The following is a 16,258-nucleotide window of genomic DNA, read 5'->3' on the forward strand; positions in this document are numbered from 1 at the left end:
TCAGAGAAAGCATGTCTATGATCGTGCAGCCGAGCCCCATGGCGACATAGTTCATGATGATGTAGTAGCTGCTGCAAGAGAGAATGGAATTGTGCGACATGATTTCCTGTACCTGGCGGGGAACAAGACTGAAATTCGATATTTTCTCTCTTAAATTTATGGAAAAGGAAATATAGGGGAGCGTTTTCAGCTCTTCCATGGTTATGGAAGAGGAAAAACGTTCCGTCTGACTTCTGCTCACGGCCAGAAGAAACGGCGACCGGAAGAGGGGAATGAAGTCGAAGTCTTCGGATTCGCTGGATATGCCGACAAGGCCGAAATCATTCTGCCCGGTGGTTATGCTTGAATACAGCAGCGACGGATGGCCGCTGTTCAGAGAAACGTGAATGTTCGGATATTTTTCGTGGAACTGCGAAAAGGACCGGCCGAATTCTTCAGAGCCGAATATCGGCCTTGTTCCGGCAATGCGCATGAATCCGTATTGCGCGGTGTCACAAAGTTCATCATGCATGCATGAAATGGTGTCAAAAATCCTGAGCGTCCATTTTAAAAGATTTTTTCCCTCGTCGGTAAGAATCATTTTGTTCTTTATTCTTGAAAATAATACCACATTGAGGCTCTTTTCAAGAAGCTGAATGTGATAGCTTACCGTGCTTTGGGTACGGTTTATTTCATTTGATGCGTCAGAAACGCTTCCGCAGGTGGCCACATAGTAAAAGCTTCGCAGTTGCTGCAAGAAGTCTCCAGCGATTTCCGGAATCATGCTTTCTCCTCCTGGCTCTGGTTGGGACTGACGTTTGCTCTCAGCGTACACCAACGGCGCGAAAGAAGTCGAAGTCGGGCTATCGAATTATTGGATAGTAGTATAAAAATAATAGTTTTGATTTTCACAAGCTGTCGGCGGTAAAACGTATTCATGCTCAAGCTGCCGCATCCCTCCGATCTGCCGAGTGCCCCCCCGAAAACTATACAGATGCGAAGGAATGACGGCAACGGAGAAAGCGTTCAGGAGTCCCCTCTGCACGGAACATCGGTCCGCACGAGCCCAGACATGGGGCGGATGCCCGGTCTGGAAGACGCTCTTCGGCATCGTTTCCTTCCGTCAGCCTGTTCGCCTTTCACCGCGCTTCAGCCGGCATGCGGGGCAAGCGCTTCCGTACGCTGCGCCTTTTTACGGCGCATGTCCTGCATAGGGATGGATTTCAGCCGCGGCCTGCACCGTCGCGGTCAGAACTCTAAAACCGGGAGATGTTATGTCTGCACAGGAAACATCCGTTCAGTACCACGAAACCGACGTGCTGGTCCTCGGTGGAGGAGCCAGTGGTTGCGGCGCAGCCATAGCTGCGCGGGAAGCCGGGAAAAGGACGCTGCTGGTCGATAAGGGAAAACTGGAAAGCTGCGGCTGCATAGGCGGCGGCAATGATCATTTCATGGGGGTTCTGAACACCGACGAGCCCTTCGATACCGTGGAAGACTTGGTGAAGGTGTACTGCACGCCCACCAACGGTCTTCTCCCCGACACCGTCCGCCAGTGGGGAGCGATCATTCCCCACATGATCGAATGGCTCACGGACGTGGGCGTTCAGTTCCGCAAGAAGGAAGACGGCAGCTATCTGCGCACGCGCGGTTTCGGTCAGCCGGGAAAGTGGTGGATTCTCATCCGCGACGGCCAGTACATGAAGCCGCTCATCGCGAAGAAGATCCGCGAGATAGGCGTGGATGTGCTCGACAACGTCATGATCACCAGGCTTGTGGTCAAAGACGGACGCATGGTTGGCGCCATGGGCTACAACGTGCTGAACGGGGAATTTCACGTCATCCGCTGCAAGACGGCGGTGCTGGCCCTCGGCCCGCGCGCCACGCGCGTGACGACCAATTCCACCAGAAATCCCTTCAACGCGCAGTTCCCCAGCCATAATACCGGAGCCCAGTATATTCTGGCCTACGAAGCCGGCGCGCGCATCGGCTGTCTCGATACCCGTCAGATAGCCACGGTGCTTCCCAAGAGCTTCGGCTGCCCGGGCATGAACGGTCTGACGGGCGAAGGCGGCGCGGCTCTGAACTACAAGGGCGAGCGCTTCATGAAGAAGTACCATCCCATGCTGGAGCAGGCTCCCCGTCATCTTTTCGTGCAGGGACTTGTGCGGGAACAGATTGCCGGCTACGGTCCGCCTTTTTATATGGACACCCGCAATCTTCCCCGGGAAAGTCAGCGCGTGCTCACGGAAGAGCTCATGCCCGGCGACAAGGCCACATGGAAGGAATATTCCGAGCAGAAGGGCGTGGACCTCTACAACAAGCTCATGGAAGTGGAAATAGGCGATCTTGCTCTGGAAGCGCTGGTGCTGCGCGATGAACATTTCGAGAGCAACATTTCCGGCCTCTTCGTGGGAACCGGTTTTCAGGCTTTTTCCGGAGCCATGTGCGGAGGCTATGCGGCCGGAAAGCATGCTTCCGCCAAGTCCGAAACCATCGACGCCGTGCCGGACGTGTCCGCCGCAGAAGCGGAGGCGGAACGCCGTCGCGTTCTTGCTCCCCTGCATTCCGAGGGCAGCACGCACTATGCGCAGTTTGAAAGCGCCATCAGACAGGTCATGGACTACTACATGGGGTATGTCCGCAACGAGCGGGGCATGAAGCAGGCTCTGGACAGCCTTGCCCGCATCGAGGCCCTCAAGGACGATCTTATTGCAGACAACTGGCATGAACTCATGCGCACCCATGAAGCGCTTGTTCTGCTGGAGATGTGCAAGCTTGTCACCCTGGCCAGCATTGAACACCGGGAGACATCCAACAGCACTATTTATATGCGTTCCGACTACCCTGATCCCGATCCCGCGCTGAACAAGCTCATGGTGACGGAAAAGGTGGATGGCCGGCCCAGGATTTCCTGGCAGTGAGCATGAAGTCATATTCAGCTGAAAAGGATAGAGAAAATGCCTCCCAGATATAGTAAGGAATTGAAAGAGCTGGTGGTTTCGGGTTTTCAGAAGCGTCAGAACAGGACATCGCCGTGCGAGGCGCACTGCCCGGCGGGCAACCGGATTCAGGCGGTTGAAACCCTGATCAAGGACGGAAAGCCGGAAGAGGCTCATGCCGTGCTTCTTTCCCGCAATCCTTTCTCCGGCGTGACCGGACGCGTGTGCACGCATCCCTGCGAGATGCACTGCAACCGCCGCAAGTATGACGAAGGGATTTCCATCCGTGCGCTGGAACGTTTTGCCGCCGACGCTCCCGTCATTTCCCGCCTTGCGCCTCTGGCCGATACGGGAAAGAAGGTGGCGGTCATCGGTTCCGGCCCTGCGGGCATGACGTGCGCGTATTTTCTCCGCCTCATGGGCCATGCCGTCACGGTGTTTGAAGCTTCGGCCGTGCTCGGCGGCGTTCCCCGCGTGTCCGTGCCGGATTTCAGACTGCCGAAGAACGTCGTGGACAGAGAAGTGGGCAACGTGCTCTCGCTCAATATTGCCGCGCACACCAACGTCAAGGTGGGCAGGGATGTGGCGCTCGCCGCGATCATGGACGCCTATGACGCCACGGTGGTCGCCGTGGGCAATCAGAAGGAACGTCTGCTCAACATTCCCGGCAGGGAAGCGCTGGTTCCCGCAGTGAGCTTCCTCGGGGCCAGCAATCTGTCCCGTCAGAGCCTGACCGGAAAGAACGTGGTGGTGCTCGGCGGCGGTGGCGTGGCCTTCGACTGCGCCTTTACGGCCCGTCGTCTCGGCGCGGGTTCCGTCAGCCTCGTGTTCCCCGAAGCGGCCGACGCCATCAAGGCTCCGCAGGAGGAAGTGGAACAGGCCAGGGCTGAAAGCATCAATCTTTACGCGTCCTATCTTGCGGGCGGCGTCGAGGGCAATACTGTCAGGGCTTCCGGGCTTTCCAGCTTCCGTTTCAGCGAGAGCGGCGAGCTCATCGCCGAATTCCGCGAAGGCGACGTCATTTCCCTGCCGGCCGACATGGTGATCTGCGCCAGCGGCCTGATGCCGGAAACGGATTTTCTGGAAGGACTCTCCCTTCAGAAGACGGCCCGCGGCTATCTGGTGGTCGACGACTTCCAGGAAAGTTCTGTTCCCGGACTGTTTGCCGCCGGCGACATCGTCACCGGACCGGCCACGGTGGCCTCGGCCATCGGCAGCGGCCGCAAGGCCGCCATCGGCGTACACTGCCGCCTTGAAGGCCTGACGGAATTTCCCGAAGTCGTCTTCAGGGAAAACGGGAGCGGAACCCTTTCCCTCGTCATGGAGAAAAAGGCGCTCGCGCAGGAGCAGCATGTCGTGCAGTTCGAGGAAATCGAGAATCCGACCTATCACGAACATGCTCCCCGTCAGCAGACGAACAAGTCCGACCGCGCGCATCTGCTGCCCTTCGAGGAGATCGATCTCGGCTTCAACGCCGAACAGGCGCAGGCTGAGGCCTCCCGCTGCATTCACTGCGGTCACTGCATCGACTGCGGCACCTGCGTGGAGCGCTGCCCCAACTACATTCTGGACCGCAATGAAGACGGGCCCTTCGTCCGTTATCCCGAGGAATGCTGGCACTGCGCCTGCTGCCGCATAGGCTGTCCCACGGGTTCCATCACCATAGAGTTCCCCATCACCATGCTTGTGTGATGCCGTGAAGTGAGGAGAGAGCCGGGCGGCGCGTCCGCCCGGAAACGTCGAAAGAGGGAGAACGGAGCTGTTTCCGTTCTCCCTCTTTCATTAAATGCAAAGGCCGCTCCGGAGTGAAGCGGCCGTCGTCGTTACGACCTTCAGACAGTTGAGAGTACGGAAGCGACTGAACAGAAATTGACCTGCCGGGCGGGTGGATCACGAGGCATTTATGCCTAAAAATACTTTTTCAGCAGGATTTCGCCCGCATCCCGCGCCATTGATGTAGAACAGCAGACCCGCCACGATGCGTCGGCCTGTTCCTTTTCGAACAGAACCATGAAGCAGGGAGAAAACGTCGCTTTACTCTCCCGTTTCAGCGTACAGAGGGAAAAGGCAAATGAGCCGTCCCTGCTGGAAACGGCAAGGTCGCGCGCGTGAGACCGGCGCCGCATAAGCTTTCTCTTGTCATCCCGTTGCAGTGCTGATACGAAAGAAACGTGTCCGGGGGCGAAACTGGCATGTACAAGAGAGTTGACATCCTTCTTTCACAAGGAATTTCGATCTTGAGCCATGTGCCGGTTGCCCTATTAAATATCGTTGCCTCATATGCCTTTTAAACGTATATGGGGCTTTTTTGTTATCACCAGCTTGTGATTTATGTTTTAATTCGTTCTGTTCGTTGACATGGTGTGTTATTATTATAAAATATATAATATTTGGTCTTTATAATATACAATAATGTTTTACATGCGTATATTTATGTTGTCTTTATAATACAAATGGGGGAGGAAGGCTATGGATTCCGTACATAAAATTAATCAGCTTTTTTTCCCTCATATTTTTGACGTATCAAAAGCTCCCAAGCTGCCGAAAGAAGTTTTTTCACTGGGAACTACATCGACATTTCATAAAGGAACTTTTCTTGTTCACTATGGAGAAACTTTAAAACATATATATTATCTTCACAGGGGTACCATTTTGGGTTTCCGCCCTGTGCATCACGGTGAAATGAATCTTGCCTATGTGGTCAAGGAAGGTTTTTTTGGAGAAGGATGGTTTTTTTCCAGGCGCAGCAGCATGGATGAAATAGTTGTTGCTGAAGACAGTCTGGTGACTAAATTTTCTGAGAGTGCGGTTGCCAAGCTTATTCAAGATTCACAAATAGTGAAAAATTTTTTGTTTACTCTTGCAGTTAAATCAACAAGTGTATCTACAAAATTTGAAAATTTTAAAAATGAATCCATAAAAGAACGTCTAAAAACATTTATTTTAAATCAATTTAAAAATATGGGTGAAAATGATAAATTGGAGTTGAATTTAAGTCAGAAGGATATAGCGAGTATTATGAATGTTCATTCCGTTTCCATTAGCAGAGCTTTTTCTGAATTGAAGAAGGAAATGAAAATTCAGACTTTTAAAAATAGAATAGTTATTTATCGGTAAAGAATGAGAAGAGCTGCTTTCATTGTTTTGCCCCATACTTGGGCAAACGACAGATTTTCCACCCGCGGGCAAGGCAAGCCTCGGGCTCTGAAAAAATAAAAAAACTCAATATCGATAACACAAGTTATCGATATTTTTTTTGGCCTTGTTATTTAATGTACACCACGATGAATTTCATGCATGCAGGAAATTCGACAAGGAAAGGAGTGGCTTCAACCGTTATTTTTAACAGGAGAAAAACATGAAGTCTGCGTTTCGACTCGCTCTTGGGGCTCTTTGTTTTGGACTGGCCGGACTGCTGGTTGCCGGCCATTGCGACGCTGCGGAAAAGAAGCTGAACATGAGGCTCGGCCACCCCATGAACAAAGGAGACCAGGTGTCGCTGGGCTGCCTGAAATTCAGTGAACTCCTGGAAGAAAAATCGGGAGGGAAAATCAAACTCAAGGTGTACGGCGACTGCATTCTCGGCAGCGACCGCGTCACCACTGAAGGGGCGCAGAAAGGCAGTCTTTCCATGAGTTCCATTTCTACGGGCAATCTTTCCCTGTTTGCTCCCGACTTTCTGCTGTTCGACATGCCCTACATCATTGATCCGATGAATCCCAAGGCTCTCGAAAAGCTGTTTGCCGCCATGGATAACGGTCCGCTGGGGCAGTATTATGAAAAGGTTCTGAACAGCATCAATCTGAAGCTCATTTACTTCGGCGACGTGGGCTACCGTGATTTTCAGTTCCACAACAAGAACGTTTCCACCATTGAAGGCCTGAAGAATGTGAAGGTCCGCGTCACGGACTCCGTTGTTGAACTTGCCGTGGCCAAGGCTCTGGGCATGTATCCCATTCCCATGGCGTGGGGCGAAACCGTAACCGCCATGCGGCAGGGCACCGTGGACGCCATGGCCGTCAACAACGCCTCCATTGCTCCGCTCGGCGACATCGGCGATATTGCAAAGTACGTTCTCGATTCCAAGCACAACTACTATGGCCATGTCGTGGTCATGAACCTTGACCTTTGGAAGTCTCTGACGGACGGGCAGAGAGCGATCATTGAAGAAGCGGCGGCGGAAGCCGTGGCCTATGAACGTTCGCTCAGCGCCAAGATGAATATGGACGCCTACGGAATAATGAAGGAAAAGGGCGTGACGATAAACATGTGCTCCGAGGCCGACTACGCCAGGCTTAAGGAACTCACCAAGCCCGTGTGGGAAGAGTTCCGTTCCAAGATTTCTCCTGAAGCCTATACGCTGTTCATGGACGCTCTGAAATAATACTCCGGCAACATATTCCCCGTTCATTCTCTTCATGAGCGTGAACGGGGAGATTGTTCTCTGATTATTCAGAGGGTCTTGTCTTATACCCTTTTCAATCCTTTACTCGTGAACTTAACAGAACTGGTCGGTCGATCATTCATCATCAATGCTTGAAAATGCTTCAAGAGATATTTTTCACGGCGTATATTGTGATGTTCTGATTATCTATGATGTATCGATTTTGTTCTGTGTATCTACTTTACAGAGGGTGATATGAGTGCAAGACGGACGTTGATATGGCTTGATGAAAATGCTGAAAAGATTTTTCTTTTTATTGGACTTATTATTATCATTCATGCCATATTTTTTCAAACAGTCTATCGATACATCGTTATCAATATTTTTTCTGGTGACGCCGGATCTGTGGTCTGGACTGAGGAACTCTCGCGTTTCGTATTCGTATGGATAACGTATCTTGCCGTTCCTCTTATCATAAAATACAGCAAGGATATTCGCGTCACTGTATTTTATGATATGTTCAACAGGACTGGAAAGGCCATCATAGACAATACCAACACGTTTTTGTTTTTTGTTCTGGCCGGCGTCATCGTCTGCAAGGGGCTTGACCATATTGCCATGATTCAGCGTTTTCCGCAGAATTCCGCGGCCCTGCATCTTTCTTACGCCGTGCCGTATTCCATTCTTCCCGTCGGATTCGGACTGGTCATTCTGCGGCTTTGTCAGCGGCTCTACAAGTCGCTCCGGGAATTCGGCGTGCTTTCGGCTCTCACGGGTCTGGTGCTGGCCTTCGCCATTCTTGCGCCTCTTTTTTTCTATGAAGACTGGGAAAGCGCTCCCGTCGTGCTGCTGGTGTACTTCCTGTTCTTTCTGGCGTTCAGCACGCCGGTTGCCGTCAGCATTGCATGTTCGTGTCTGGCCGTCATATGGGCCTGCGACACCATTCCTTCCGACTATGTGGCGCAGATTACCTATACCAGCATCGACAACTCGGCCATCATGGCCATTCCCTTCTTCATTGCAACGGGCGTGTTCATGGGCGAAGGCGGCCTGAGCAGCAGACTTCTTAAGCTTGCCGACGCCTTTTTGGGCAACAAGACCGGCGGGCTTGCCCTGGCCACCATTGCCACCTGCATGTTCTTTGCCGCCATCAGCGGTTCAGGACCCGCCACGGTGGCGGCCATCGGATGCATCACCATTCCGGCCATGGTGGAGCGCGGATACAGCAGAACGTTCAGCGTGGCCATCGTCACCTGTGCCGGCATCATCGGCGTGATGATTCCCCCGAGCAATCCGCTGCTCATTTACGGCATTTCTTCGCAGCAGAGCATTGCCAAGCTCTTTGCCGGCGGCGTCATGCCGGGCCTGCTCTGCGGCGGCGCGCTGATGCTGGTCGCCTGGTGGATATCCAGGAAGAACAACTGGCGTGGAACGACCATGGCAGGCGCCAGGGAACGCGCCAGGGCCTTTGTGGAAGCCCGGTGGGCCCTGATGGTTCCGGTCATCATCCTCGGCGGCATTTACGGCGGCATCATGACGCCTACGGAAGCGGCTGCCGTCGGCGCTTTCTACGGCATGTACGTGGGCATGTTCGTTTATAAGGAAATAGGATTCAAAAAACTGTTCGACTGTTGCGTCGAAACCTGTGTGACCGGCAGCAACGTGCTGTTCATTTTTGCCATGGCCGGCATCTTCGGCAACATCATCACCATCGAATCCATTCCTGAAATGCTGGCCGAGTTCATCATGGGATTCACCAGCAGCAAGTTCCTGCTCCTTGTCATCCTGAACGTGGTTCTGCTCATCATAGGCACGTTCATGGAAGCGCTTGCCGCCATCCTTATTCTCACGCCGCTGCTGCTGCCCATCGTCGTCAGTTTCGGCATCGACCCCATCCACTTCGGCGTGATGATGACGGTCAACCTGGCCATCGGTTTTGTCACTCCGCCCATCGGCGTCAATCTGTTCGTGGGCTCCTCCGTCGGCGACGTTTCGGTGGAAAGTCTGGCAAAGGCGTGTGTTCCTTTCCTGCTTGCGCTTCTGGTGTGTCAGGTACTCGTTACGTTTGTTCCCGCCATTTCCTTGTTCCTTCCCAATCTCATGCATTAACCTTGTAAAGGAGAGTTGGTATGCTGGAATCCTCTGCTTGTACTCCCTACTGTGCCAGTCAGGAAGACGTTGCGCTGTCCGGTCAGGAAAAACGCATTCTCGGCATCGGCGAAGACGTTTTTACCAGGGATCATCCCAGAATCGCCAAAATCGTTCAGACCTTTGACGGCCTTGAACCCGTCATCGATGTAGAGCGGGCCCTGTACTTCACCAGAAGCATGAAGGAGACGGAAGGACAGCCGCTGAACCTCCGCTGGGCGAAGGCTCTCTACAACATCGCAAGCAACATCACCATTTACATCGACGACTATCAGCTTCTGGCGGGACGCATAGGCTGCAAGGGCCGCTACGGCATTCTCTATCCGGAAATCGAAGGCGATTTCTATGAGACGTTCCTCGACAAGCTCGGAGAACGCGAAGGCGGCGCGGCGTTCATCTCGCCCGAGACCATGAACGTCATCAAGGAGGAAATAGGCCCCTACTGGAAGGGAAAGACCTACCACGAGAATTTCAACGCGGCCGTGCCCAAGGAACTGCACGACATCCTGTTCATCGACAAGGAAGGCACGACGCCCCGATATCTCGTCAACGAAACGGCCTCCTGGCGTTCCTCGCTTCAGTGGGTGCATGACTATGAAAAGGTGATCCGCCGCGGATTTATGGATATTCGTCGCGAGGCTCAGGAACGTCTCGACGCGCTCGATCCCGACAGCCCGTCCGATTACCACGAAAAGCGTCCGTTCCTGGAAGCCGTGGTCATCGTGAGCGACGCCATCATGCTCTGGGCCAGACGGCACGCCGAAAAGGCCGAAGAGATGGCGGCCGTGGAAAAGGATCCCGTGCGAAAGGCCGAACTGCTGCTCATTGCGGAAAACTGCCGTCAGGTTCCGGCGTATCCGGCCAAGACGTTCCATCAGGCGGTTCAGAGTCAGTTCTTCGTGCAGATGTTCTCCCGTCTGGAGCAGCGCACCGGCACGACGATTTCCAACGGCCGCATGGATCAGTATCTGTACCCGCTCTACAAGCAGGACAAGGAGAACGGAACGCTCACCGACGCGCAGGCCATGGAACTTCTGGAATGCGTGTGGTGCGGCATGGCTCAGTTCATTGAAATGTATATTTCCGCACAGGGCACGTCCTTCAATCAGGGCTATGCGCACTGGGAAGCCGTAACCATAGGAGGACAGAACAAGGCCGGCGAAGACGCCACCAATGATCTTTCGTATCTGTTCCTGAAGTCCAAGCGGGAATTTCCGCTGCATTATCCCGATCTTGCCGCCCGAGTGCATGTGCGCTCTCCCGAGCGTTTCCTGGCCGACATCGCCGAAACTATCAAGTTCGGCACGGGATATCCCAAACTGTTCAACGACGAGGAAATCATTCCCATCATGACGACCAAGGGCGCGCCGCTCGATCAGGCTTTCGACTATGCCGTGAGCGGATGCACGGAAACGCGCATGCCGAATCGCGACACCTACACGTCCGGCGGTCTTTACGTCAATCTTCCGGCCGAACTGGAACTTGTGCTCAACAACGGACGCATGAAGAAGTTCGGCGACAAGCTCATGGGCGTGGAAACGGGAGATCCCAGAAATCTGAAGACATGGGAGGAGTTCTGGAACGCCTTCCTGGTTCAGCAGACGAACTATCTGAGAATAGCCCTGGACATTCAGTACATCATCAACAAGATGCGGCAGAAGTTCTTTGCCGTGCCCATGAGCTCCAGCCTGCATGATCTGTGCATGAAGTACTGCCTTGACCTTCATACGGAACACATTCCTGAAGGCTACGAAAGCGGCCTCGCGGACTTCATCGGCTACGGCACGCTCATCGACAGCCTCGCGGCGATCAAGAAGACGGTGTATGAAGACAAGTCGCTGACCATGGACAAGCTGCTTGAAGCCCTGAACGCCGATTTTGAGGGCTACGAGGATGTGCAGGAACTCTTGAAGAGCTGCCCCTGCTACGGCAACAACGATCCGTATGCCGACTCCATAGGTCACGCCGTGGAACGTCACACCATGGAGTTCTTTGAAAAATACGGCAAGGAACTCGGAATCTACATGGACACTCGCTATGTGCCGGTGACGGCGCATGTGCCGTTCGGCCGCGTGGTTTCTGCTTCCGCCAACGGCAGAAAGGCCTGGACGCCGCTTTCCGACGGTACGTCGGCTTCTCACGGCGCCGACGTCAACGGTCCTACGGGCGTGCTGCTCAGCAACGATGCGTCCAAGAACCGCGACAAGATCAACAGGGCGGCCCGCATGCTGAACCTCAAGTTCAGCCCGAAGGCGGTGGAAGGCAAGCAGGGCACCCGTCGTCTGATCGACTTCATTCGTTCCTTCATCGATCTCAAGCTCTGGCACGTGCAGTTCAACGTCATCAATCGCGGCACGCTGCTGGCGGCGCAGAGAGATCCCAAAAAGTATCGCAGCCTCATAGTTCGCGTGGCGGGCTACAGCGCCTATTTTGTTGATCTGACTCCGGATCTTCAGAACGATCTGATTGCCAGAACGGAACATTCTGAAATGTAACACAGCGGGGGCTCTCTGCAAAAGGGAGCCCCCCTTCAGGAGAAGGGTTATGCAGGACAGGCTTGTTGAAGGGCACATTTTCAATATTCAGAAATACAGCGTTCATGACGGGCCGGGCATACGGACCATTATTTTTTTCAAGGGCTGTTCACTTCGCTGCCGCTGGTGCAGCAATCCGGAGTCGCAGCTGCCGCAGGATGAGCTTGCCTTCAACGGCACGCGCTGTCTTACGAAGAACAAGTGCGGCTTTTGTGCGGAGAAGTGTCCCGAGAAGGCGATATCGTTTTCTGAAGACGGTTTTCCCGTGATTGCAAGAGACAGATGCCGTCTTGCGGAATGCGGCGGTGCCTGTACGGCTCGGTGCCATGCCGGAGCCCTCAAGATTTTCGGCCGACGCATCACCGTGGAGGAGGCCCTGAAGGAGGTGGAGAAGGACGCCGTTTTCTATCAGAGAAGTTCCGGCGGATTGACGGTTTCCGGCGGGGAACCCTGCTTCCAGCCTGAGTTTCTGACGGCGCTTCTTCGGGAGGCGGAACGTCTTTATCTGGACGTGGCCATGGAAACCTGCGGACAGGCTCCTTACGAAGTGCTGCATGAAGCAGCAAAGCATCTGAACACGCTCATCTTCGACATCAAGCACACCGACGCCTCTCTTCATAAGCGCTATACGGGCGCAGACAATGCGCAGATTCTTGAGAACATCAGACGCGTATCGTCCGATTTCAAGGATCTGCCGATACTTCTGCGTACGCCGATCATTCCGGGATTCAACGACTCGGAGCAGACGATCCGCGAGATCTGCGACTTCATCGACACGCTGCCCGGCCGCAGCATTTCGTATGAGATGCTGCCGTATCATCGTCTCGGCACGCAGAAGTATTATCAGCTGGGCCGAGAGTACCCCATGGGAGACGTGAAGCTCGATAAGGCACGGATGGAGAGCTTGCGGAAGATAGCCGAGGCAAGACTCGGCGAGCGGCTGGTATCCTGATTTTTACGGCAACAGACAGGAGAGAACGCATATGATTTTTGACTTTCGGCTCCGGCCGCCGTTCAAGGGCTTCAAGAATCTTTCCATATTTAATCCGGTGTGCAACAGTGTCGGCCCCATGGCGTTGCGCGGCACCTATCTGGCCTCGGCCCATGAGAAGTCCATGGACCTGTTCTTTCAGGAAATGCGGGACGCGGGCGTGGAGAAGGGCGTCGTCATGGCGCGCAACATTGCAGACAAGGCGTCGTCCGTTTCCAACGAGGACGTGAAGGAGCTGGCGGACGCGTATCCCGACATGATTGTTCCGTTCGGCGGGGTGGATCTTTCGTCCGGGATTTTTTCCGCCGTCAAGGAACTGGAAAAGTGCTTCCGCTACGGATTTAAAGGCGTGGCGCTTGAACCGGGCTGGAATGAGCCGGCGCGGCTTCCCGACGACGCCGTGTTTTATCCCGTGTATTCCCTGTGCGAGCAGGCGGACATGCCGGTGGTGCTAACCGTGAGTCTGTACCAGGGGCCGACGCTGGAATACAGCAACCCGGTACACATTCAGAAAATCGCCAACGATTTTCCGAGGCTTCAGATAGTCGTCGCCCATGCCTGCTATCCGTGGATACCGCAGATTTTCAATGTGGCGGCGCTTCATCCCAACGTGTGGCTCATTCCCGATCTTTACATGCACAATCCCTGGACGCCGGGGCGGGAGATGTACGCGAACGGATGCCGCTGGCTGAGTTGTGAGCGCGTCATTTTCGGTTCGGCGTATCCCTGCTACGGCATCAAGGACGCAGTGGATGATTTGAACGGGTATGACTTTACCGACGAAGAAAAGGAAAAAATTCTGTACAGGAATGCGTACAGGCTTCTTAAGATGCATGCCGATGCATGACGTTCTGCAAGACTTTTCGGCCGACGGGGAACATGATCGATAAAGAGCTCGTCGAGGGCGTCGGTCATGCCGCCGTGGCGCACAGCACAGAGGCCCGGCGCAAAAGAGAGGGGGAGGAAAACGTTTTGTTTTCCTCCCCCTCTTTATCATGACGGATGGAGCTAGTTCTTCAGGCTGTGGATGGGCGCGGGAATGCGTCCGCCGAGGTTGATGAAGGCGGAGGCGTCGCCGGTGTTCACGGGAATGATCTTGGCCTGGCCGAGCAGACCGCCGAAAATGGCGGTTTCGCCCACGCCCTTGCCCGGCACGGGAATGACGCGCACGGCGGTGGTCTTGGTGTTGATCATGCCGATGGCCATTTCGTCGGCGATGAGGCCGGAAATGGTGGTGGCGGGAGTGTCGCCGGGAATGGCGATCATGTCGAGGCCCACGGAGCACACGCTGGTCATGGCTTCGAGCTTTTCCATGGTGAGCGCGCCGCTGTTGGCCGCGGCTTCGATGCTGGAGTCTTCGGAAACGGGAATGAACGCGCCGGAGAGGCCGCCCACGTGGGAGGAGGCGAACACGCCGCCCTTCTTCACGGCGTCGTTGAGCATGGCGAGCACGGCGGTGGAGCCGGGCGCGCCGATGGAGGAGAGGCCCACGCTCTGGAATATTTCGCCCACGGAGTCGCCCACGGCGGGCGTGGGCGCGAGGGAGAGGTCGGCCACGCCGAAGGGAATGTTCATGCGTCCGGCCACTTCCTTGCCGATGAGCTCGCCCACGCGCGTCACCTTGTAGGCCGTGGACTTGATGACTTCGGCCACGTCGCTGAGCGTCAGATTTTCATGGGTTTCCTTGGCGCGGTCGATGGCTTTCTTCACCACGCCGGGGCCGGAGACGCCCACGTTGATGACCACGTCGGGCTCGCCGATGCCGAGATAGGCGCCGGCCATGAAGGGCACGTCCTGGGGAATGTTGGCGAATACCACGAGCTTGGCACAGCCTATGCCGTCGCGATCCTTGGTGGCGTCGGCCACTTTGACGATCTGACGGCCCATGAGGGCCACGGCGTCCATGTTGATGCCCGCCTTGGAGGATGCCACGTTGATGGAGGAACACACGCGGTCGGTGGTGGCGAGGGCTTCGGGCAGGGAGTCGATGAGGGCTCTGTCGCCGGGAGTCATGCCTTTTTCCACGAGGGCGCCGAAGCCGCCCAGAAAATCGACGCCGGCCTCCTTGGCGGCTTCGTCGAGCATCTGGCAGGCGCGCACCATCTGTTCGGCGTTGAATCCCGCGCCGACCACGGCCATGGGGCTGATGCTGATGCGCTTGTTCACCACGGGAATGCCGTAGCGCGCGCCGACTTCGTTGCAGTGTTCCACGAGATGGGCGGCGTATTTGGCGATTTTGGCGCGCACCTTGTAGGAGAACACGTCGAAGTCGTGACTGACGCAGTCGAAGAGGCTGATGCCGAGGGTAACGGTGCGAACATCGAGATGTTCGTTGCGGAGCATGTTGATAGTGCTGAGCACTTCGCGTTCAGTGAGCATGGGGCAGACCTGTGATCCGGGTTAGACGATGGGTACGCGATGGATGGCTTCAAAGATGTTTTCGTGCTGGATGCTGATGGTAAGTCCCACGCTGCGGGCCTTGGCCTGAAGCATCTGACGGAAGGCGTTGCGGTTGATGGAAAGCGGCAGGGCCACTTCAAACATCAGCACGCATTCGTTGCTGTCCTCATCCATGCGGATGGCCTTCAGATTTTCAATGTTCACCTTCTGCTCGGCAAAGACGCCGGAGATCATGGCAATGATTTCCGGCCGGTCGGAACCGTTGACGGTCACGACGAAGGGTTCGGTTTCCTCGCCGCTGGAGAAGGTGTCAGTCTCGAAGGTGCGGGCGGCCACGGTCAGATCCATGTGGCGGGCTTCGAGGCTGAGGCTGACCACGCGCTGAATGTCTTCCTCGCTGACGTCTTCCGGCGCGGAGACGATGAAGATGGAGGCGAACTGACCTTTCAGAATGGTCTGACTCAGTTCTTCGATGTTGCACTTTTCCTTGGACAGAGCGCTGGATATGGCATAGACCACGCCGGGACAGTCGCGTCCGATGACAGAGATGACAATATGGTTCACAGTCGCCTCGATGCAAAGAGGGTTGACGCACGGAGCGGAAAACGGTGCGAGAAGCGTACTCGCGGGAAATGTGGAAAGAATAGACGGGAACGCCGAGAAGCGTCAAGCGAAGTTTGCGTTTCGCGCTTTTTGCAAAGATGTCACAGCCTGGCGACGGCGGGAATGGCGGGGCGTCCGGCCTCGTTCGGGAAAAGGGCGCGCTGCGCCCGTGGGCAGAGGGCTGAGGGCTGCGGAGTTTTCGCCTGCGCTGAGCGGGATTCACGCCTTTGAAGTTGCCGGGGCGCGAGCTCGGCGTTGTGGAATGCCGCCGGGGCACGCG

Annotated in this window: 11 protein-coding genes; 8 read left to right on the top strand and 3 right to left on the bottom strand. The window is 55.2% G+C overall.

Translation table 11 applies throughout. From position 1 onward, the window contains the following. The coding region (locus tag ACZM96_RS03445) for a LysR family transcriptional regulator (RefSeq protein ID WP_489487359.1) at positions 1-763 on the bottom strand (763 nt) is incomplete at its 3' end. A gap of 490 nt (positions 764-1,253) precedes the next feature. Here ACZM96_RS03445 and ACZM96_RS03450 point away from each other — a divergent pair. The 8 genes from ACZM96_RS03450 to ACZM96_RS03485 all read left to right on the top strand — a co-directional run bounded on the left by ACZM96_RS03450 (position 1,254) and on the right by ACZM96_RS03485 (position 13,822). After that, positions 1,254-2,900, top strand: a complete 1,647-nt coding sequence (locus tag ACZM96_RS03450; protein ID WP_489487360.1) for an FAD-binding protein — start codon at positions 1,254-1,256, stop codon at positions 2,898-2,900. A 36-nt stretch (positions 2,901-2,936) separates the two neighbouring features. Next, a complete protein-coding gene (locus ACZM96_RS03455) occupies positions 2,937-4,610 on the top strand; it encodes an FAD-dependent oxidoreductase (protein ID WP_489487362.1) in 1,674 nt (557 codons plus the stop codon). A gap of 777 nt (positions 4,611-5,387) precedes the next feature. Then, entirely contained in the window at positions 5,388-6,035 is a 648-nt protein-coding gene (locus ACZM96_RS03460) for a Crp/Fnr family transcriptional regulator (protein ID WP_489487364.1), read from the top strand. Between the two features lie 241 nt (positions 6,036-6,276). Further along, positions 6,277-7,302, top strand: coding sequence for a TRAP transporter substrate-binding protein (locus ACZM96_RS03465; protein ID WP_489487366.1), 1,026 nt, complete (start codon positions 6,277-6,279; stop codon positions 7,300-7,302). Positions 7,303-7,557: 255 nt separating this feature from the next. Further along, complete coding sequence (locus tag ACZM96_RS03470; RefSeq protein WP_489487367.1) at positions 7,558-9,411, top strand: TRAP transporter large permease; 1,854 nt, start codon at positions 7,558-7,560, stop codon at positions 9,409-9,411. A 20-nt stretch (positions 9,412-9,431) separates the two neighbouring features. After that, complete coding sequence (hpsG, locus tag ACZM96_RS03475) at positions 9,432-11,945, top strand: (2S)-3-sulfopropanediol dehydratase (RefSeq protein ID WP_489487368.1); 2,514 nt, start codon at positions 9,432-9,434, stop codon at positions 11,943-11,945. A 49-nt stretch (positions 11,946-11,994) separates the two neighbouring features. Beyond that, on the top strand, positions 11,995-12,936 hold the full coding sequence (locus ACZM96_RS03480) for a glycyl-radical enzyme activating protein (RefSeq protein WP_489487370.1): 942 nt from the start codon (positions 11,995-11,997) through the stop codon (positions 12,934-12,936). A 31-nt stretch (positions 12,937-12,967) separates the two neighbouring features. Beyond that, positions 12,968-13,822, top strand: coding sequence for an amidohydrolase family protein (locus ACZM96_RS03485; RefSeq protein ID WP_489487371.1), 855 nt, complete (start codon positions 12,968-12,970; stop codon positions 13,820-13,822). Positions 13,823-13,983: 161 nt separating this feature from the next. Here the strand turns inward: ACZM96_RS03485 and ACZM96_RS03490 are convergent, their stop codons facing one another. Both ACZM96_RS03490 and ACZM96_RS03495 read right to left on the bottom strand, forming a co-directional pair. Next, positions 13,984-15,354, bottom strand: a complete 1,371-nt coding sequence (locus ACZM96_RS03490; RefSeq protein ID WP_489487372.1) for a PFL family protein — start codon at positions 15,352-15,354, stop codon at positions 13,984-13,986. 21 nt (positions 15,355-15,375) lie between these two features. Continuing rightward, on the bottom strand, positions 15,376-15,939 hold the full coding sequence (locus tag ACZM96_RS03495) for a glycine cleavage system transcriptional repressor (protein WP_489487374.1): 564 nt from the start codon (positions 15,937-15,939) through the stop codon (positions 15,376-15,378). Positions 15,940-16,258: the final 319 nt, after the last annotated feature.

This window comes from Mailhella sp. (genome assembly GCF_057866825.1).

Excerpts from the sequence above, each read along its gene's own strand:
- ACZM96_RS03450 (WP_489487360.1), top strand. The coding sequence starts at position 1,254 with ATGTCTGCACAGGAAACATCCGTTCAGTACCACGAAACCGACGTGCTG.
- ACZM96_RS03455 (WP_489487362.1), top strand. The coding sequence starts at position 2,937 with ATGCCTCCCAGATATAGTAAGGAATTGAAAGAGCTGGTGGTTTCGGGT.
- ACZM96_RS03460 (WP_489487364.1), top strand. The coding sequence starts at position 5,388 with ATGGATTCCGTACATAAAATTAATCAGCTTTTTTTCCCTCATATTTTT.
- ACZM96_RS03465 (WP_489487366.1), top strand. The coding sequence starts at position 6,277 with ATGAAGTCTGCGTTTCGACTCGCTCTTGGGGCTCTTTGTTTTGGACTG.
- ACZM96_RS03470 (WP_489487367.1), top strand. The coding sequence starts at position 7,558 with ATGAGTGCAAGACGGACGTTGATATGGCTTGATGAAAATGCTGAAAAG.
- hpsG (WP_489487368.1), top strand. The coding sequence starts at position 9,432 with ATGCTGGAATCCTCTGCTTGTACTCCCTACTGTGCCAGTCAGGAAGAC.
- ACZM96_RS03480 (WP_489487370.1), top strand. The coding sequence starts at position 11,995 with ATGCAGGACAGGCTTGTTGAAGGGCACATTTTCAATATTCAGAAATAC.
- ACZM96_RS03485 (WP_489487371.1), top strand. The coding sequence starts at position 12,968 with ATGATTTTTGACTTTCGGCTCCGGCCGCCGTTCAAGGGCTTCAAGAAT.
- ACZM96_RS03490 (WP_489487372.1), bottom strand. The coding sequence starts at position 15,354 with ATGCTCACTGAACGCGAAGTGCTCAGCACTATCAACATGCTCCGCAAC.